We start from the raw sequence: 17,705 nt of genomic DNA, 5'->3' as shown, positions 1-17,705 counted from the left end.
TTCGTCTCAGACTGCGACGGCCGCGCGGATCTGCTCCAGCACGTCCTTGGCGCTGGCCGGGATGGGCGTGCCCGGGCCGTAGATGCCCTTGACGCCGGCTTCGTACAGGAAGTCGTAGTCCTGGCGCGGAATCACGCCGCCGACGAAGACGATGATGTCGTCCGCGCCTTGCTTGCGCAGCTCTTCGATGATGGCCGGCACCAGCGTCTTGTGGCCGGCGGCGAGCGTGCTCACGCCCACGGCATGCACGTCGTTCTCGATGGCCTGGCGCGCGCACTCTTCGGGCGTCTGGAACAGCGGGCCCATGTCGACGTCGAAGCCCAGGTCGGCGAACGCCGTGGCGACGACCTTCGCGCCGCGGTCGTGCCCGTCCTGTCCCAGCTTGGAAATCATCACGCGCGGGCGGCGGCCCTGCGCTTCGGCGAACGCGTTGATCTCGGTCTTGAGGTTTTCCCAGCCTTCGGCCGAGTCATAGGCGGCAGCGTACACACCGGTCACCTTCTGCGTGTCGGCGCGATGGCGGCCGAATGATTTTTCGAGGGCGTCGGAAATCTCGCCGACGGTGGCGCGGGCGCGCACCGCGTCGATGCTCAGCGCCAACAGGTTGCCGGTGTTGTTCTCGGCGGCATCGGTGAGCGCGTCCAGCGCGGCCTGCACCTTGGCGTTGTCGCGCGAGGCGCGGATGCTCTGCAGGCGCGCCACCTGCTGCTCGCGCACCTTCACGTTGTCGATCGACAGGCTGTCGATCGCGTCTTCGTTCTTGAGCTTGTACTTGTTGACGCCGACGATCACGTCTTTGCCCGAGTCGATGCGCGCCTGCTTCTCGGCGGCGGCGGCCTCGATCTTGAGCTTGGCCCAGCCGCTGTCCACGGCCTTGGTCATGCCGCCCATGGCTTCAACCTCTTCGATGATGGTCCAGGCGGCGTCGGCCATGTCCTGCGTGAGCTTCTCCATCATGTAGCTGCCGGCCCAGGGGTCGATCACGTTCGTGATGTGCGTCTCTTCCTGGATGATGAGCTGCGTGTTGCGCGCGATGCGGGCGCTGAACTCGGTGGGCAGCGCAATGGCTTCGTCGAGCGCGTTGGTGTGCAGCGACTGCGTGCCGCCGAACACCGCGGCCATCGCCTCGATGGTGGTGCGCACCACGTTGTTGTACGGGTCCTGCTCGGTGAGCGACCAGCCGGACGTTTGGCAGTGCGTGCGCAGCATCAGGCTCTTGGGGTTCTTGGGGTTGAACTCCTTCATGATGCGGCACCACAGCAGGCGCGCCGCGCGCATCTTGGCCACTTCCAGATAGAAGTTCATGCCGATGGCCCAGAAGAAGCTCAGGCGCCCGGCAAAGCCGTCGACGTCCAGGCCCTTGGCCAGCGCGGTCTTCACGTACTCCTTGCCGTCGGCCAGCGTGAAGGCGAGCTCCAGCGCCTGGTTGGCGCCGGCTTCCTGCATGTGATAGCCGCTGATCGAGATCGAGTTGAACTTGGGCATCTTCTGCGCCGTGTACTCGATGATGTCGCCAATGATCCGCATGCTCGGCGCCGGCGGAAAGATGTACGTGTTGCGGACCATGAACTCCTTGAGGATGTCGTTCTGGATGGTTCCGCTGAGCTGGTCTTGCGCCACGCCCTGCTCTTCGGCCGCGACCACGTAGCCCGCGAGCACCGGCAGCACGGCGCCGTTCATCGTCATGGACACGCTCACCTTGTCGAGCGGGATTTGGTCGAACAGGATCTTCATGTCCTCGACCGAATCGATCGCCACGCCGGCCTTGCCGACGTCGCCGGTCACGCGCGGATGGTCGCTGTCGTAGCCGCGGTGGGTGGCCAAGTCGAAGGCCACGCTCACGCCCTGCCCGCCGGCGGCCAGCGCCTTGCGGTAGAACGCGTTCGACTCTTCGGCCGTGGAGAAGCCGGCGTACTGGCGGATGGTCCAGGGGCGCACCGCGTACATGGTGGCCTGCGGGCCGCGCAGGTAGGGCTCGAAGCCGGGCAGCGTGTCGGTGTACTTCAGACCCTGCAGGTCGGCCGCGGTGTACAGCGGCTTCACGCTGATGCCGTCGGGCGTGATCCAGTTCAGCGCATTCACGTCGCCGCCGGGCGCCGACTTGGCGGCGGACTTGGCCCAGGCGTCGAGGTCGGCCGGCTTGTAGGTGGGTTCGGGTGTGCTGCTGCTCATGGAAGGCGCCGCTCCAGGCGGTGGTCTGACGGGATTCGCAAGGTCGCTTGCACGGATTTGCAAGCCGTTCACAAGTCTAACCCATCTGTAATTATTAATTCAAACGCAATTTTGAAGTACAGTTCAGCCCATGTCCGCCGTCACCCTGACCCCCCGCGCCCTCTATGAAGAGGTGGCCGAGCTCCTGCGCCAGCGGATCTTCCGCCGCGAGCTGGAGCCGGGCAGCTGGATCGACGAGCTCAAGCTGGCCGAGGAATACGGCATCAGCCGCACGCCCCTGCGCGAGGCGCTGAAAGTGCTGGCCGCCGAAGGGCTGGTGACGATGAAGGTGCGCCGCGGCGCGTACGTCACCGAGGTGTCGGAGCAGGATCTGGCCGACGTGTACCACCTGCTCTCGCTGCTCGAGAGCGACGCCGCCGGGGTGGTGGCCGAGCGCGCCACCGACGCCCAGCGCGCCGAGCTGAAGGCGCTGCACGCCGAGTTGGAAGCCGCCGCCGCCCCCGGCAAGGAAGATCGCGAGCACTTCTTTGCGGTGAACGAGCGCTTCCACATGAGCCTGCTGGCCATTGCCAACAACAAGTGGCGCGACCAGATGGTGGCCGACCTGCGCAAGGTGATGAAGTTGAATCGCCACAACTCGCTGCTGAAGGCGGGGCGCATTGGCGAGTCGCTGGCGGAGCACCGCGCGGTGATGGCGGCCATCGAGGCGCGCGACGCCGCCACGGCCATGGCGCGCATGCGCGAGCACTTCCTCAACGGCCTGGAAGCCGCTGTATAGGGCTCTCCCCCAGGCTGCGCGCACTTCGTGTCGCTTCGCCAACCCCCTTCCGGGGGCGACGCCTGCGGCCCGGCGAAGCCGGTTCCGCGGCGTCTCACGAAGGTGACCGGCGCCCTTCGGGCGCGGTCTATTCCTTTTTCAGCCTAGCGTGAGGGTGCCGGCCTCTGTCGCGATGCGCTGGGCGATTTCCAGCATGCGCGGGGCGACACGGCTCAGCATGGCTTCCCTCGGCAGCAGGTAGGCTGGGCCGCCGCAGCTCACGCCGTAGCGTTCGCCGCGCGGGCCTTCGAGTGCGAAGCCCAGGGCGTGGATCTGGGGGTTCCATTCGCCGAAGGAGGTGCAGTAGCCCAGGCGGGCGTGCTCTTCGAGGCTGGCGATGAGGCGCGGCTCGATGGCGTGCCAGTTCTCGCCGGTTTCGAGCCGGATCTGCTCCAGCAATGCCGACTGTTCGGGCCCGGGCAAGGCGCCGATGTAGGCGCGGCCGGAGGCGGAGGTGGCGATGGACATGCGCGAGCCGACGTCGATGCGGGAGCTGATCAGCGCCGAGCGCGGGCGCAGCGAATCGATGACCAGCATGTCCAGGTCGTCGCGCACCGCCATGTGGATGCTGGCGCCCGACAGTTCGGCCAGGTTGCTCAGATGGGGACGCGCCAGCGCCCTCAGGTCGAAATTGCGCAGGTAGCGGCTGCTCATGTCGAGCAACACCGGCCCCAGGCTGAAACGCTCGCTGTCTTGCGACTGCCGCAGATACCCCGCCCCCACCAACGTCGCCGTGAGGCGCGACACCGTGGCCTTCGGAATGCCGGTGGTGTCGGCCAGCTCCCGGTTTCCGACGGGCGCTGCCGCCATCCCGATGACCTTCAGCAGCGACAACCCCCTGGCAAGCGCACTGACTTCTTCCTTGCTGCCTGCAGCTTCACTCATAAGACAGAACCTTTTTCTTGTTTCCCTGACCGCCTTATTCTTGAGCAAAAACAGGTGCTTCGCTCACACTTGTTGTTGCATTGTCATGAAACTGTGTTCCATCAAGCGTCAACTTCGCTCAATTGTGTTGACTGTCTACAAAGTCGGGGCGGCGATGCCGGAATTCAGGCGGCCTGGGCGGCAGGTTCGTGCGCCAGCGCCATCACTTCGTGCGGCGGACGCGTCTTCAGGCGGTGGTCGCTCCAGACCTGGCGCCAGCGGCGCGCGCCGGGCAGGCCGTTGCGCAGGCCCAGCATGTGGCGCGCGATCGACCACCAGTTGGTGCCGTGTTCGGCCGCCTCGCGGACCATGTAGTCGCACATCTGCGCCTCGATGTCCTCGCGCGTGAGCGTCTGCGGGGTGTCGCCGTAGAACTCGGCGTCCCATTCGGCCAGCCACCAGGGGTTGTGGTACGCCTCGCGGCCGATCATGGCGCCGTCGAGCAGCCGCAGGTGCTCGTGCACCTGGGCGTTGGTGGCGATGCCGCCGTTGATCGAAAACTGCAGCGCCGGAAAGTCGTGCTTCAGGCGGTGCACCAGCGCATAGCGCAGCGGCGGAATCTCGCGGTTCTGCTTCGGGCTCAGGCCCTGCAGCCAGGCGTTGCGCGCATGCACGATGAAGGTGCCGCAACCGGCCTCGCTCACCGCACCGACGAAGTCGCGCACGAACTCGTAGCTCTCGATCTTGTCGATGCCGATGCGGTGCTTCACCGTGACCGGCACATCGACCACGTCGACCATCGCCTTCACGCAATCGGCCACCAGCTGCGGCTCGTTCATGAGGCAGGCCCCGAACGCGCCGCGCTGCACGCGCTCGCTCGGGCAGCCGCAGTTCAGGTTGATCTCGTCGTAGCCCCATTCTTCGCCGAGCTTCGCGCAATGCGCGAGGTCGTGCGGCTCGCTGCCGCCGAGCTGCAGCGCGACGGGATGTTCTTCTTCGTGAAAGCGCAGGTGGCGCGGCACGTCGCCGTGGATCAGCGCGCCGGTGGTCACCATCTCCGTGTAGAGCAGCGCGTGGCGTGTCATGAGGCGATGGAAGACGCGGCAATGCCTGTCGGTCCAGTCCATCATCGGGGCCACGGACAAGCGCATGGCTTCGGCGGCACGGGCCTTTCGAGGAAAATCAAGTACTGGCGCGGGGTTACCGCTAATCTCATTCGCTGTCATTCGATCTTGTTTATCGCTATTTTTCGGGTGTCGCTGGTACATTCTTGCCACAAGTTCGGCATGTACCAACGAGAGGGCCCCCTTGGGCAGCATTACCAAACGCAAACGCGCGGACGGAAGCGTAGCGCACATGGCTCGAATCCGGATTCAGGAGGAAGGCGTCGTCGTCCACATTGAAACGGAAACCTTCGACCGCGAGCCGGCCTCGAAGCTCTGGATGAAAAACCGAGAGGCCGAACTCTCCAAGCCTGGGGCCCTGGAAAAAGCTCAGGGCGCCCGATCCGACCTTCGCCGAAGCCATCCAGAAATACATCGACGAGTCGCGCAGAGCCATAGGCCTGCGTAGCCTGTGCAGCAACAACGACGCGAAACGCATCGCCGTCTGCGTTCGCAGAAATCTCGTAGCGATGCATCGCATTGAGCAGTTCGTAGCTCAACGCCCAACCGGCCGAGGCCGGATGGTCCGCTAGCGCTCGCGTCCATTTGACGGTATCGCCGGGGATGAAGGAGATGGGTTCGGTGTTAGGTGTGTCGATAGCCACGGTCGGGCCTCTGGTCAGAGTTGACCGGACTATCAAAGGCAACAAGTGACATCGACAAGGCGCAAGGTGACACCTCCCCTCGTCGCTACGCGCACTGTGACGGCGCGCCAAGGTCTGATGGCGCATGAACCGGCGCACGCCCTTCAGCTCAGCCGGCCAGAAGCTGCAGTCCATCCCCGAGGATCAGAAAAAAGCAAGGCTACTTCAACACTGCCCCGGCAATAGCGATCTACGCCAATCGACTCCCGAAATGGGCTTCGCACGAACCAACCGCATCTCAATGGCGGCGGAGGCAAATGAAGGCTGGGCCGCCAGCAAGCGGGCCTCGCCGTTCAAACTCGCTATAGTGTTTGTAACGAATGCACGCACAGCCTGACTATCGTGTTGGCGTCAAACCATTTACCTTCGCAAAAACTCAAAGGCCATTATGAATGACAACGCATTCTATCAATGCAAATATTTTCTCGAACAAAAGATCCAAGAGCTGCCAGAAAATTCGGAGCTTGTAAAAGCCTATATTGCGCTCATTGAACAGAAAACCAAATTTGACATCGCGTATTTTTCTCAAACATCAGATGTACAGAAAAATTGGAATGACAATCAAGCAAAAATGACTTCTGCTTGGCATGAAAGCCAAGCAAAGGTTACAGCCAAACAAATTGAAGTCAGCGGAAGAGAAACCAATTACAGAACATAACAGGACCATTCTCAGGCCGACGATACTTCGTCACGGCCTCACGCTCTGGGCAATTTAACAATTGAAAAATCAATGTCTCAAAATCACGCACTGGATGCAATCGAAAGCTTCTTGGAAATCGAAAAGAGATTTGTAGCCTTTTGCAATGTCGTGACATTTATTCCTGCCCACCAAAAGGTCCATTCCCCTGTCCTTGCAAGTCTCCTTCTGGATTGTGGAAGTTTAAGCGAATCCATATTCAAGAGTGCAATGGATAACGCCAGGTATAACAGCATCCTTGGAATTGCAGCGATCCGGGCAAAACGATATGCCGGAGTTGCGCCGTTTTACAACATCAATGACTCGCGAAAGGTGTTTCGCCCTGATCAGTTTTACGGCAAAAAGGTTTGGTATATACAAAGAAGTGATTCGTCATTTCCATGGCATGCATGGCAGCAAGCGGCAAAAAATCCATCTTGGTGGAAAAGCTATAACAACGTCAAACATGACAGATTTGGCAACGTCGCCCAAGCCAAACTAGGAACAGTAATGCATGCTATGCAAGCAACATTTTTGGCGCTCGTTCAAACGCTTGATTTTCGAGAAGATCTTGTAAAACTTGGCATCATCAGGTCTCCAACCTTAAATGTAGCATCCTTACTTATAAACGCCACTCAGTGGGAGCCTTTTCCGGTGGCGGATGTCGTCTATGCCAAAAGCCTAGCTTTTGGCTATAAGTTTAAGTCGGTGGGCTCCCCAGGAAATGCAACAGATATCTCAGTCTTCTTATAACCAGTCAATGGTTTCCAGACAATGCGCAGAATGCAGGTCACCTCCCGATCCAATCGTCAAATAGCAAGCACGACGCGGCGCGAATCCATTCCTGTTTTAACGCAACAGCTTATGCCAGCTCAACGCTTCCCCACGCGCCATAGATGACATCGGCCGTCATCCTTTGAGCCTTTGGTTTCCGCTGCGAGTCAACTGAGTAGTTCGCAATTAATTCTTCTCGCCGCGGCCTCAACACTATCGACCGATAGTTGCAGGCGTCTTGGACCGGCTCAACGCCCGGGCGCTTTGACGATACGGAGAACCTGACGCTCAGAAAGCTCATAGCGCCGCGAAAGCAGCTTTATGCGCTCGCCGGCAAGGTAGTCACGGAAGATCCGGCTATTGCGATTGCCATGCCCCTCCCCGGGGCGCTTCGCGATGAACACACGGTCACCACCCCAGTCCGCACGGATGCCAGCCTCGACGCCCTTCACCAACTCAGGCGTCAGCTCGCCTTTGGCTTCGGCAAGTGCTTCCTGCACTCGCCCGAGGATGTCGAGAACGATGTCGTTTTGATTCGTGATGTTCACCATGATCTAGCGGGGAAGGATTGACGGGAGGGACGTTGAACGCTTCGGCGCGGCGGAGCCGGCTTAGGGGGCGCAACTAACGGCGGCGCGGTATTGGCGGTGCGGGAGGCGCTAGCGGCGCGCTCGTCGTGCTCGGCTCGGCATCTGCCTGGTCGGAGGGCTGCTCAACCGATTGCGTTTCGCGTGGAACGTCCGCTGGTGAAACCTCTTGCGCTTGTTCCACACGAAACAGATCACCGTTCGCCGGCTGCACGATGGACTCCAGCCGTTCCCACATCTTTCCGGTGTATAGGTGCAGACCGAGCATGTGCGTGCAGAGATCGCATAGACCGAGCAATCCAACGCCTCATTGCGCACGCCAGGCGACTTCATCCACTTGTAGGCCTCGCCACCAGCAACGCGCTGCGGCACGCGCGCCTCAGAGGTCAACTGCGTGTAGAACTCGCGCGGCAGGTCCACGCAGAAGTGAACGAAGCCAACGCCCTTCTTCTCGACGCACAGGCGGCCGTAAAGCAAATCCTTGACGGTGTCGGCGCCGACGTACCAGAGGCGCACGCCGCGCTTGATGATCTTCCCGCCCCAGTTCACGTCCTGGACGGTGGCCTTGCTCTTCACCATCTTCGACGGCTGCGGGTCGCCGCGCACCGCAAAGACCCGTTCACGCTCGCGCTGGCGGCAGTAGTTGTAGGCCTGGTGCGTGAAGTGACCGCCGGTGTCCACGGCCATCGCTTCGATCTTCATTGCCTGCCCGCTGGCATGTTGAAAGATCGTCTTGCGGTAGGTGTCGAGGTGCGACCAATCGCGCTCGTCGGCGGGGGTCGCGTAGATCACGCTGTAATCGATGCACCACATTTCCTCGCCGCGGCCAATGGCCCAGGTCACCACCTCGAAGCGGTTGTCTTGAACGTCCACACCGGTGACCAGCACGAGGCCGCCATACGGCACCGTGAAGTGACGATATTTCTCGGCGCGACGTGAGGGTGCGTGCTCGTCGGCGCGCTCCACCACAGCCTCCCAATACTGGGCAAGGGTTTCGTTCACGAAGCCTTCGAGCGGCGCCGTGTCCCCTGCCTTCGCCTTGATCGTGGCTTCGAGGAATTCGCGCACGATGTCGGACCATGCACGCTGCGGGCTGTAGCCGCTCCACATCTCCACGAAGGCCACATGGCGCGGCGCGCGGATGACAACGCCTTGCGCGTCAGTCCAAACGTGCAGATCGTGGTCGTAGCGATAGCGGCCGCACTCGCTGACCCACATCGCACGGGCGTCCCATATCTGCAGGTAGTCGGCTTCGACGGAGGCAGCGCCCACATGGTCGAAAGCGGCCCAAGCGGTACCCGAATGCCACATTCCTGGCACAGGCCAGAGGCCGTTGTAGCGTAAGTGACTGATAGGCCTACAGTTTTTCTGAAGGTCCCATCCAATCCATCATGGGCGCGACGGAGATGATTTTTTCTTTCAGATTCAAGGACTTGTCGTTCATACGCGGGGCGCTCGCTCGGGGGCGTAGTTTCTCACGCGCCGGTTTTTGGCGAGCCGCCTGCCCGGTAGTTCCCCGGCGTCACGCCGAAGCAGCGGCGGAACCAGCGCGAGAAATGCGCCTGGTCGGCAAAGCCGCATTGCGCGGCCACCTCGGCGGGTGCATGGCCCTCGCGCAGCAGCACCTTGGCGCGAGCGATGCGCGCCAGCCGTGCGTACTGCGCCGGCGCCATGCCGACCGCCGCGCGGAACAGGCGATGGAAATGCTCGCGCGACACGCCGAGCCGTTCGGCGAGCGACGTGGGTTCGATGCGGCAGGCGTCCTCGGTCGCGAGCAGGTCGCACACCGCCTCGACGCGCGCATCCCCCGTCGCCCGCGCGACCGCCACGAGCGGGTCGGTCGTCTGCGTGCGGAAGATGCCGTCGAGCAGCGCGCCGATGCGCGCACCGTCCTTCGCCGATGCCGCCTGCGCGAGCGCATCGACGCTCGCCTCGTCGCACCAGACCTCCTGCCGCAGCGTCCCGCGCCGATCCGCCGGCCAGCCCATTCGCGCCGCCACCCAGGCGTGCGGCACGTACAGCATCACCATGCGAAAGCCCTGCGCGCTCACGCCGGCGGTGTGCAGCGCGAACGGCGGCATCAGCACCAGCTCGCCGGCCTGTGCCGTACACGGCGCGCCCGCGCAGACGAACTCGCAGCGGCCTTCGACGATCGCGCCCACGCTCCACTCCGCATGCCAATGCAGCGCGAAGTGCGCCTTGGGATCGCCCGCGAACATCACCTCGACCGGCGTGCCGTCGGCCAGCGGCATGCCGATCACGTGCGAGGTCGTCGGGGCGGGAAGCGTCATGGCCCGCCGAGGGTAGCGCAGCCACCCGCCGGAGGCAGCGCCCTCCTCACACCGCGATCGCGCCGCGCACCGTGAGGCCCATCCAGCCCGCGCTGGCCTGCGTCGCCTGCACGGGGCCGAGCAGCGCGAGCTCCTCCACCGGGTGCTCGTGAAAGCGCAGCGTGGCCTCGCCGTGAACCCAGCCCGTTTCGACACGGTCGACGATGTCGGCACGCAGGTAGCGCGGCACCGCCACGCTGCCGGCTTGCGTCAGGTCAGGCCAGCCGATGGCGCCGATGGTGGGCGCGGCCAGGAAGCCGAGTGGCCCGCTCGCCTCGCCCGACAACGTGACCGTGGCATCCACCAGCCGCCGCTCCTTCACGCTGAGGCTCGCGCCAAGCCGGCTGCCGGCCGCCATCGGCGCGGCGGCCGGATGGATCAGCGGCAGGCTGCGCGTGAGCCAGGTCTGGCCGATCTTCTTGGGCCAGCCCTGCAGCCAGCCGCGCAGCATCGAGATATCCTGGTCGACGTAGATGAGCGGGCAGTAGAAGCAGCGGCGCGACGTGTCGCCGCGCGCCGGTTCGATCTCGAGCACCACGATGGTCTCGCGGTATTGCGCGTACACGGGGTCGAGCATTTCGCGCCCGTCGTCGCCGCACGATTGCCAGTCGGCGAAATGCACGCAGCCGTTGCCCGTGGCCACGCCGACCTCCGGCGGCACCAGCGCGGCGCCGCGTGCGGCATCGAACGAGAAGCCCACATTGACCAGCCACCCGGCGTAGTGCCACGGCGGCGCCTGCACGAGCGCGCTGCGGCCCGAAGCGGTGAAGGGTGGAGCGAAGGAAGACGAAGAAGAACGCGGCATCGAAGAACCTGTCGTGACGGAGTCAAAGAAGCCCCGCAAGATAGGCACGCCCCGCCTCCGCGTCTTGTACGCCAGTGATGCAATGCACAAACAGCGCTTTCGCGTGCGCGGGGGACGCCATGTGGCGGCGTTGTCCGACTCCGCCCCGCCCTCGCCTCGTGACAATGGACCGGCCCGGCAGACCCGCGCCACAAGCGCAGACGAGCCGTTGCATTTCATTTCCAGGCTACGCACCGATGACCCGCATCTACCTCATAGAAGACAACCCCCTGATCGCCACCACCCTGACCGATGGACTGAGGGAATTCTCCGGATGCGAAGTCGTCGCCACCGCCAGCAGCAGCGACGAAGCCATCGACTGGCTCGACGCGAACCCCGACGCCTGGGACGCCGCCGTGATCGACGTGTTCCTTGCGCAAGGCAACGGCCTGACCGTGGCCAACCACCTGAGGGAACGCAAGTCGCCCGCGCAGCGCACCGTGGTGTTCATGAACCACGCGACCTCCGAGGTGCGTGAAGGCGCGCTGTCGGCGGGCGTCGATGCGGTGTTCGACAAGTCGCTGCAGCTCGAAGACTTCTACGACTTCTGCCGCACGCTCGGCATTGCGCCGCGCCGTTAGTCGTTCAGACGTTGGCCGCCCGAATCGATTCGGCCAGCAGCCCCAGCCCTTCTTCAAAAATCGCCTCCGGAATGGTGAGCGGAAACAGGAAGCGCACCACGTTGCCGTGCACCCCGCAGGTCAGCAGCAGCAGCCCGCGCTCGAGCCCCGCCGCATGCACGCGCTTCGTGAACTCGGCATCGGGCTCGCCGCTGTGCGGATCGCGAAACTCCACGGCCACCATCGCGCCCAGGCCGCGCACGTCGCAGATGCGTGGCACCTCGGTGCGCAGGGCCGACAGGCACGCGGTCAGCCGTTCGCCCAGCATGCGGGCGCGGGCGACCAGCCCTTCGTCCTCGATCACGCGCATCGTCTCCAGCGCCGCGGCCACTGCCAGCGGGTTGCCCGCGTAGGTGCCGCCGAGGCTGCCGACGCGCGTGGCGTCCATGAGTTCGGCGCGTCCCGTGAGCGCCGACAGCGGAAAGCCGCCGGCCAGGCTCTTGGCGGTCGTGACCAGGTCGGCCTCGATGCCGTAGTGCTCCAGCGCGAACAGCTTGCCCGTGCGCCCGAAGCCGGTCTGGATTTCGTCGACGACCAGCAGGATACCGTGGCGGTCGCACTCCGCGCGCAGGTGTTCCATGAGCGCGGGCGGCGCCACGTAGAAGCCGCCCTCGCCCTGCACCAGCTCGATGACGATCGCCGCCACGCGCTGCGGATCGACGTCGGTCTTGAACAGCCTGTCGAGCGCCGCGATGCTGTCGTCCACCGTCACGCCCAGCGGCGCGGCGGGGAACGGCACATGCCACACGTCGCCCGGCATCGGGCCGAAGCCCGCCTTGTACGGCGCGACCTTGCCGGTGAGCGCCATGCCCATGAAGGTGCGGCCGTGGAAGGCGCCCGAGAACGCCACCACGCCGCTGCGGCCGGTGGCAGCGCGCGCCACCTTCATCGCGTTCTCGATGGCCTCGGCGCCGGTCGTGAAGAGCGCACTCTTCTTCGCGCTGGGGCCGGGCACCACGCGGTTCAGCTGCTCGCACAGCGCCACGTATTCCTCGTAGGGCGTGACGTGGAAGCAGGTGTGGTGAAAGTCGTCGAGCTGCGCGCGCACGGCGGCCACGATGCGCGGGTGGCGGTGGCCGGTGGCGAGCGTGGCGATGCCGCTGGCAAAGTCGACAAAGCGCCGGCCTTCCACGTCCCACAGCTCGGCGTTGTCGGCGCGGGCGGTGAAGTGCGGCGTGAGCGTGCCGATGCCCTGCGCGCAGGCGGCGTTCTTGCGGGCCTGCAGGCTCGCGTTGGTCGTGACTTGGGTGAGCATGAAGAAAGAAAAAAGAAAAGAGAAGCGAAGGAAATCAGCCGCGCATCAAGTGCTCGGCCAGCGCGCGAAAGGCGGGCATCGAGGTCGGCAGGTGCGCGTTGGCGGCCAGCGGGTGCGAGGCGAAACGCGCCACCACCATCTCGGCCTCGGGGTCGATGTGCAGCGCCTGGCCGTGGATGCCTTGTGCGGTGAAAGTACGGCGCGCGTCGTGCGCCACCCACCACATGTTTCTGTAGCTCCAGCCGGCCAGCCGCGTGTAGCCCGCGAGCGCGAAGCGCGCCGGATCGGCGCCGCGGCGGATGTCGGCCACCACGGCCTCGGGCACGATCTGCGTGCCGTTGAAAGCACCGCCCAGCCGCATCATTTCGCCCAGCCGCGCAAGGTCGCGCAGGCCGGTGCACAGGCCGCCGCCCGCGAACTCGGCGCCCTGCCCGTCCACGGCAAAGGCCGCGTCCTGCTCGGCACCCAGGCGCGACCAGATGCGCTCGCTCAGCACCCGCGCCAGCGGCTGGCCCACCACGCGGCTGATGAGCCAGCCCAGCACGTCGGTGTTGACGGTGCGGTAGGCAAAGGCCTCGCCGTGCGTGCCCTGCCCCTGCACGGTCTGCAGGAACTGGCGGTAGCCCTCGGCACCCGCGTAGCCCGCAGGACGCGGCAACAGCTGGCCGGCGCGTGCGTGCTTCCACACGCCGGCATCGGGGTCGGTGTAGTCCTCCGAGTAGTCGATGCCCGTCGTCATGTCCATCACCTGGCGCACGGTGGCGTGGCCGAAGGCGCTCGTCGCCAGCTCGGGGATGTAGTGCCGCACCTGCGCATGCTCATCGAGCGCGCCCTCGGCCGCGAGCATCGCGCCGACCGTGCCGACGACCGACTTGGTGACCGACATCGCCATGTGCTGCCCGTGCTCGTCGAGCGCGCCGAAGTAGCGCTCGTACACGATGCGCCCGCGGTGCAGCACCACCGCACCGTCGGCGCAGATCGTTGTGAGCGCGCTGTGCCAGTCGGTGCACGAGCCGTCGGCGGGCAAGGTGAAGGCCAGCGTGTCGAGCTCCGGCCGCTCGGCGCGCGGCAGCACCGACACCGGGCCGGTGCCGCGCGACACGTTGCGCGTCGGCTGCAGCTCGCGCAGGTGCGAGAAGGCCCAGCGGTTCTCGGGCGCCTGGAAGATCGGGCGCTCACGCGGGCGCTGCACGGCCGTGCCAGCCGTGGGAAAACCATCGCGCCAGCCGTCGGCCAGCGCGGCATCGGGAGCCGTCGTTTCTTGGGTGGTCATAAGGGTGCGGTGTCTCATTCGCCGAGCGCATCCAAGTCGCCCATCACGCGGCGCTCCAGGATGTCGCTGGCACGGCTCAGGTGGGCGTGCATGTGCTTGGCGGCGACTTCGAGCTTGTTCTCCTCGACCGCGTCGAGGATCTGCAAATGCTCGCGACACGACTTGCGCAACAAGTCGATATTCACGAGCGGGTAGTCCGACAAGTCGGAGATGCGGCGCAGCCGGTTCTGCTGCTTCACCGCATCGAGGATGAAGCGGTTGCCCGAGGCGCTGGCCAGCAGTTCGTGGAACTGCGCGTTGGCCTCGAAGAACTCCATCCACGAATGGCGCGAGGCGTGCGTGAGCAAGGTCTGCTGCTGTTCGCGGCAGGCCAGCAGCCGCTCGTGCTCGACCTTGAAGCCCGGCTCGCGCAGCGCCGCGCATTCGACCACCAGGCGAAAGCGGTAGCTCTCGCGCTCGCTCTCGACCGAGTCGAGGGTTTCGGTGAACTCCCAGCGCTGGTAGTGGCGACCGCGCAGCACGCCGTCCTGCAGCAGCGTGGTCATCACGTTGCGCAGCAGCGGGCGCGGCACGCCGTAGGTCTGGGCCAGCTCGAGTTCGTTGACGCGCGTCGGCAGCTTGCCCGCGAGGCGGTCGCGCAGCACGCGGTAGTAGAGCGTCTTCTCCTCGTCTTCCGGCATCTCGCGGCGTGCGCGGTCGAGCGCCTCGCGGTCGGCCACCAGCGTGTAGCCGCGGTTGGGCACATGCGCCAGCAGCGCACGCTCGTGCAAGAGGCGCAGCGCGGCGCGCACCGGCGTGCGCGAAATGCCAAGCCGGCCCGCGAGGTCGGTCTCGGTCATGTGGCGACCGTTCTCGTAGCCGCCGGCCAGGGCCTGGTCGAGGATGTAGCGGCTCACGCGCTGGGTGAGCGGCGGGACCGACTTGTTGTCCATCTGCGTCTGCATCTGCTGCTGCGGGGCCATCCATGGGTCTCCGGAAACACGGGCTGGGTGCCGATCATCGCGGGTTCTTTGTATTTTTGGCCCCAAAAAACCATGTACATCTCACGCCAAAAATACAATTTGGATTTCAAGATCGGCCCCACGCCGACCCGGACGACGGGTCGTTTCCCAAGGAGAAAAACACCGTGGCTTCCGCCGATACCCTGACAACGCCACCCGGTTCGCTCGACGCGTTCTGGATGCCCTTCACGCCCAACCGCAAGTTCAAGCAAGCGCCGCGCCTCATCGTCGGCAGCGAGGGCCTGCACTACGACCTGGCCGACGGCCGCCGCGTGCTCGACGCCATCGCCGGCCTGTGGTGCGTGAACGCGGGGCACCGCAACCCGAGGGTCAGCGCGGCGATGAAGGCGCAGATCGACGTGCTCGACTACGCCTCCAACTTCCAGATCGGCCACCCCGCCGCCTTCACGCTGGCGCAGCGCCTCACGCAGATGGCGCCGGCCGGCATGGACCACGTGTTCTTCACCAACTCGGGCTCGGAGTCGGTCGACACCGCGCTGAAGATCGCCGTGGCCTACCACCGGGCGCGCGGCGACGCGGGCCGCTACCGGCTCATCGGTCGCGAGCGCTCGTACCACGGCGTGGGCTTCGGCGGCATCTCGGTGGGTGGCATCGGGCGCCAGCGCAGCACCTTCGGGCCGCTGCTCAACGGCGTGGACCACCTGCCGCACACGCTCGACCTGGCGCGCAACGCCTTCTCGCGCGGCGAGCCGCCGCACGGCATCGACAAGGCCGACGCGCTCGAGGCGCTGGTCTCGCTGCACGACGCCTCGACCATCGCCGCCGTGATCGTCGAGCCCGTGGCCGGCTCCACCGGCGTGCTGCCGCCGCCGCGCGGCTACCTGAAGCGCCTGCGCGACATTTGCGACAAGCACGGCATCCTGCTGATCTTCGACGAGGTCATCACCGGCTTCGGGCGCGTGGGCAGCAACTTCGCCTCCGACCTGTTCGGCGTGACGCCCGACCTCATCAGCACCGCCAAGGGCCTGACCAACGGCGCCGTGCCGATGGGCGCGGTGCTCATGCGCGGAGCGGTGCACGACGCCTTCATGCACGGCAGCGTGAGCGCGGTCGAGCTGTCGCACGGCTACACCTACTCGGGCCATCCGCTGGCCTGCGCCGCCGCCATGGCCACGCTCGACGCCTACACCGAAGACGGCCTGATCGCCCGCGCCGCCGAGTTGTCGCCCTACTTCGAAGACGGCCTGCACAGCCTGCGCGGCCTGCCGGGCGTGATCGACGTGCGCAACGTCGGCCTGCTGGCCGGCATCGAGCTGCAAGGCTGGGCCTCGGGCCCCGGCACGCATGCGCAGGCCGTGGCGCAACATTGCCTGGACGAAAGCGGCGTGCTGGTGCGCTCGGTGGGCGACACCATTGCGCTGTCGCCGCCGTTCACGCTGGAGCGCCGACACATCGACCAGATCATCGACAGCCTGCGCGCCGCCATCGCGCAGACCGCACAAGCCACCGACACGGCAGCCTGAGCACCTCACGCTGCACCGACAAGACAAGCCCCGGAGACAAGACACACCATGGACATCGAATCGTTCCCTCTGTACGACATCGAAGGCGACGCGCAGCAGCGCGGGCGTCAGTACGGCCGCGCCGCCGGCGACCGCATCGACCTGAGCCTGCGCACCTACCGCGCCGCCTTCGAGCGCGTGGGCCTGAGCTGGGAGCGCACGCGCGCGCTGGCGCGCCGCTTCATGCCGCTGGTCGAGGCCTTCGACGCCGGCATGCTGCGCGAGATCGAGGGCGTGGGCGAAGGCGCGGGCGTGCCGGCCGAGGACATCGTGGCGCTCAACGCGCGCAGCGAAATGCTCTACGCCTTCCAGCAGCTCGAAGCCACCGAGCCGCCCGACGGCTGCACCGGCGTGGTCGTCATGCCCTCGGCCGCGCGCGACGGCAAGCTCATCCATGCGCAGAACTGGGACTGGCGTGTCGAGAGCCTCGAACTCGGCGTGGTGCTGCGCATCCAGCCGGACGAAGGCCCGGCCATGCTCACCTTCGCCGAGGCCGGCACGCTGGCACGCGCGGGGCTCAACAGCGCGGGCATCGCCGTCACCGGCAACTTCATCAAGGCCGACAACGACGGCAAGCAGCAGGGCGTGCCGCTGGCGCTGATCCGCCGCGGCATCCTGCAGTCGACGCTGTACGCCAACGCGCTGGGTGTGGTGTGCCGCAGCGCGCGCTCGATCTCCAACAACATGATCATCACGCACACCGAGGGCGAGGCCGTGAGCCTGGAGACCTGCCCCGAGCAGGTGTTCTGGCAGCAGCCCGAAGGCGGCATCCTGGTGCACGCCAACCACTTCAAGACCCCGGCCGCGCTGGCGCGCGTGGTCGACCGCAGCCTGGAGACCACGCCCGATTCGCTCTACCGCGACCGCCGCGTGACCGAGGCGCTGCACAACAAGCGCGCGGCAGGTTTGCTCACCGAGCAGGACGTGCTCGACGCGTTGCAGGACCGCTTCGGCGCGCCGCGCGCCGTGTGCCGCAGCCCGAGCGCGGGCCCCGGCGGAGCCTCGTCGGCCACCGTGGCGACCATCGTCATGGACCCGGCGGCACGAAAGATGCGCATCGCGCCGGCGCCCTTCAAGGCGCACCGCTTCACCGAGTATTCCCTCTGATCCGCCCGCCCCGCCCAGCCATCGCCAGGAGTGTTGCCATGAACCTGCCCACGCC

17 protein-coding genes are annotated in these 17,705 nt (G+C 65.6%); 7 read left to right on the top strand and 10 right to left on the bottom strand.

From position 1 onward, the window contains the following. Window positions 1-6 precede the first annotated feature (6 nt). On the bottom strand, window positions 7-2,172 hold the full coding sequence (gene scpA, locus AC07XP_RS26600) for a methylmalonyl-CoA mutase (RefSeq protein ID WP_307693159.1): 2,166 nt from the start codon (window positions 2,170-2,172) through the stop codon (window positions 7-9). Between the two features lie 130 nt (window positions 2,173-2,302). On the opposite strand from scpA, the gene AC07XP_RS26595 reads away from it, so the two are divergent. Further along, window positions 2,303-2,950 carry a GntR family transcriptional regulator gene (locus AC07XP_RS26595; RefSeq protein ID WP_062473203.1) on the top strand — a complete coding sequence of 216 codons (648 nt, stop codon included), beginning with the start codon at window positions 2,303-2,305 and terminating at the stop codon, window positions 2,948-2,950. Window positions 2,951-3,088: 138 nt separating this feature from the next. Here the strand turns inward: AC07XP_RS26595 and AC07XP_RS26590 are convergent, their stop codons facing one another. Both AC07XP_RS26590 and dusA read right to left on the bottom strand, forming a co-directional pair. Next, on the bottom strand, window positions 3,089-3,874 hold the full coding sequence (locus tag AC07XP_RS26590) for an IclR family transcriptional regulator (protein ID WP_062473201.1): 786 nt from the start codon (window positions 3,872-3,874) through the stop codon (window positions 3,089-3,091). 164 nt (window positions 3,875-4,038) lie between these two features. Next, window positions 4,039-5,004 carry a tRNA dihydrouridine(20/20a) synthase DusA gene (gene dusA, locus AC07XP_RS26585; protein WP_495266365.1) on the bottom strand — a complete coding sequence of 322 codons (966 nt, stop codon included), beginning with the start codon at window positions 5,002-5,004 and terminating at the stop codon, window positions 4,039-4,041. Window positions 5,005-5,745: 741 nt separating this feature from the next. Here dusA and AC07XP_RS26580 point away from each other — a divergent pair. From AC07XP_RS26580 to AC07XP_RS26570, 3 genes are all read left to right on the top strand, one after another. Next, a complete protein-coding gene (locus tag AC07XP_RS26580) occupies window positions 5,746-5,997 on the top strand; it encodes a hypothetical protein (protein WP_495259859.1) in 252 nt (83 codons plus the stop codon). Window positions 5,998-6,048: 51 nt separating this feature from the next. After that, the gene (locus AC07XP_RS26575) at window positions 6,049-6,318 is read left to right on the top strand and encodes a hypothetical protein (RefSeq protein ID WP_495259860.1); all 270 of its coding nucleotides are present in this window, start codon (window positions 6,049-6,051) and stop codon (window positions 6,316-6,318) included. Window positions 6,319-6,390: 72 nt separating this feature from the next. After that, window positions 6,391-7,089 carry a hypothetical protein gene (locus AC07XP_RS26570; protein WP_495259861.1) on the top strand — a complete coding sequence of 233 codons (699 nt, stop codon included), beginning with the start codon at window positions 6,391-6,393 and terminating at the stop codon, window positions 7,087-7,089. A gap of 269 nt (window positions 7,090-7,358) precedes the next feature. Here AC07XP_RS26570 and AC07XP_RS26565 read toward each other — a convergent pair whose 3' ends face one another. From AC07XP_RS26565 to AC07XP_RS26550, 4 genes are all read right to left on the bottom strand, one after another. Beyond that, window positions 7,359-7,661 (bottom strand): Mor transcription activator family protein, encoded by a 303-nt coding sequence (locus AC07XP_RS26565; protein WP_495259863.1) that lies wholly within the window; start codon window positions 7,659-7,661, stop codon window positions 7,359-7,361. Between the two features lie 108 nt (window positions 7,662-7,769). Beyond that, window positions 7,770-8,969 (bottom strand): terminase gpA endonuclease subunit, encoded by a 1,200-nt coding sequence (locus AC07XP_RS26560; RefSeq protein WP_495266364.1) that lies wholly within the window; start codon window positions 8,967-8,969, stop codon window positions 7,770-7,772. Between the two features lie 203 nt (window positions 8,970-9,172). Continuing rightward, window positions 9,173-9,988 carry a helix-turn-helix transcriptional regulator gene (locus AC07XP_RS26555; RefSeq protein WP_495266363.1) on the bottom strand — a complete coding sequence of 272 codons (816 nt, stop codon included), beginning with the start codon at window positions 9,986-9,988 and terminating at the stop codon, window positions 9,173-9,175. A gap of 46 nt (window positions 9,989-10,034) precedes the next feature. Further along, window positions 10,035-10,832: an acetoacetate decarboxylase family protein gene (locus AC07XP_RS26550; protein ID WP_495266362.1), complete on the bottom strand. Its 798-nt coding sequence runs from the start codon at window positions 10,830-10,832 to the stop codon at window positions 10,035-10,037. Window positions 10,833-11,068: 236 nt separating this feature from the next. Here AC07XP_RS26550 and AC07XP_RS26545 point away from each other — a divergent pair, with 236 nt between their 5' ends. Further along, window positions 11,069-11,452 carry a response regulator gene (locus tag AC07XP_RS26545; protein ID WP_062473196.1) on the top strand — a complete coding sequence of 128 codons (384 nt, stop codon included), beginning with the start codon at window positions 11,069-11,071 and terminating at the stop codon, window positions 11,450-11,452. A gap of 4 nt (window positions 11,453-11,456) precedes the next feature. Here AC07XP_RS26545 and gabT read toward each other — a convergent pair whose 3' ends face one another. Genes gabT through AC07XP_RS26530 form a run of 3 tightly spaced genes read right to left on the bottom strand, consistent with a single transcriptional unit; the run spans window position 11,457 to window position 14,981 of the window. After that, complete coding sequence (gene gabT, locus AC07XP_RS26540) at window positions 11,457-12,746, bottom strand: 4-aminobutyrate--2-oxoglutarate transaminase (RefSeq protein WP_495266361.1); 1,290 nt, start codon at window positions 12,744-12,746, stop codon at window positions 11,457-11,459. A gap of 34 nt (window positions 12,747-12,780) precedes the next feature. Further along, window positions 12,781-14,019: a serine hydrolase domain-containing protein gene (locus tag AC07XP_RS26535; protein WP_495266360.1), complete on the bottom strand. Its 1,239-nt coding sequence runs from the start codon at window positions 14,017-14,019 to the stop codon at window positions 12,781-12,783. A 14-nt stretch (window positions 14,020-14,033) separates the two neighbouring features. Next, the gene (locus AC07XP_RS26530; RefSeq protein ID WP_487849427.1) at window positions 14,034-14,981 is read right to left on the bottom strand and encodes a GntR family transcriptional regulator; all 948 of its coding nucleotides are present in this window, start codon (window positions 14,979-14,981) and stop codon (window positions 14,034-14,036) included. A 164-nt stretch (window positions 14,982-15,145) separates the two neighbouring features. Here AC07XP_RS26530 and aptA point away from each other — a divergent pair, with 164 nt between their 5' ends. Further along, a complete protein-coding gene (gene aptA / locus AC07XP_RS26525; protein WP_495266359.1) occupies window positions 15,146-16,504 on the top strand; it encodes an omega-aminotransferase AptA in 1,359 nt (452 codons plus the stop codon). 48 nt (window positions 16,505-16,552) lie between these two features. Beyond that, the gene (locus tag AC07XP_RS26520) at window positions 16,553-17,650 is read left to right on the top strand and encodes a C45 family autoproteolytic acyltransferase/hydrolase (protein ID WP_495266358.1); all 1,098 of its coding nucleotides are present in this window, start codon (window positions 16,553-16,555) and stop codon (window positions 17,648-17,650) included. Window positions 17,651-17,705 lie beyond the last annotated feature (55 nt).

The sequence above is a fragment of the Variovorax sp. GW531-E2 genome (assembly GCF_059423125.1).
The sequence above is the reverse complement of the archived record's forward strand: the minus strand, read 5'-3'. Positions and strand labels throughout refer to the sequence as shown.

Bases quoted from the DNA above. Each gene is read 5' to 3' on its own strand.
- scpA (WP_307693159.1), bottom strand. From the start codon at position 2,172: ATGAGCAGCAGCACACCCGAACCCACCTACAAGCCGGCCGACCTCGAC.
- AC07XP_RS26595 (WP_062473203.1), top strand. From the start codon at position 2,303: ATGTCCGCCGTCACCCTGACCCCCCGCGCCCTCTATGAAGAGGTGGCC.
- AC07XP_RS26590 (WP_062473201.1), bottom strand. From the start codon at position 3,874: ATGAGTGAAGCTGCAGGCAGCAAGGAAGAAGTCAGTGCGCTTGCCAGG.
- dusA (WP_495266365.1), bottom strand. From the start codon at position 5,004: ATGCGCTTGTCCGTGGCCCCGATGATGGACTGGACCGACAGGCATTGC.
- AC07XP_RS26580 (WP_495259859.1), top strand. From the start codon at position 5,746: ATGAACCGGCGCACGCCCTTCAGCTCAGCCGGCCAGAAGCTGCAGTCC.
- AC07XP_RS26575 (WP_495259860.1), top strand. From the start codon at position 6,049: ATGAATGACAACGCATTCTATCAATGCAAATATTTTCTCGAACAAAAG.
- AC07XP_RS26570 (WP_495259861.1), top strand. From the start codon at position 6,391: ATGTCTCAAAATCACGCACTGGATGCAATCGAAAGCTTCTTGGAAATC.
- AC07XP_RS26565 (WP_495259863.1), bottom strand. From the start codon at position 7,661: ATGGTGAACATCACGAATCAAAACGACATCGTTCTCGACATCCTCGGG.
- AC07XP_RS26555 (WP_495266363.1), bottom strand. From the start codon at position 9,988: ATGACGCTTCCCGCCCCGACGACCTCGCACGTGATCGGCATGCCGCTG.
- AC07XP_RS26550 (WP_495266362.1), bottom strand. From the start codon at position 10,832: ATGCCGCGTTCTTCTTCGTCTTCCTTCGCTCCACCCTTCACCGCTTCG.
- AC07XP_RS26545 (WP_062473196.1), top strand. From the start codon at position 11,069: ATGACCCGCATCTACCTCATAGAAGACAACCCCCTGATCGCCACCACC.
- gabT (WP_495266361.1), bottom strand. From the start codon at position 12,746: ATGCTCACCCAAGTCACGACCAACGCGAGCCTGCAGGCCCGCAAGAAC.
- AC07XP_RS26535 (WP_495266360.1), bottom strand. From the start codon at position 14,019: ATGACCACCCAAGAAACGACGGCTCCCGATGCCGCGCTGGCCGACGGC.
- AC07XP_RS26530 (WP_487849427.1), bottom strand. From the start codon at position 14,981: ATGGCCCCGCAGCAGCAGATGCAGACGCAGATGGACAACAAGTCGGTC.
- AC07XP_RS26520 (WP_495266358.1), top strand. From the start codon at position 16,553: ATGGACATCGAATCGTTCCCTCTGTACGACATCGAAGGCGACGCGCAG.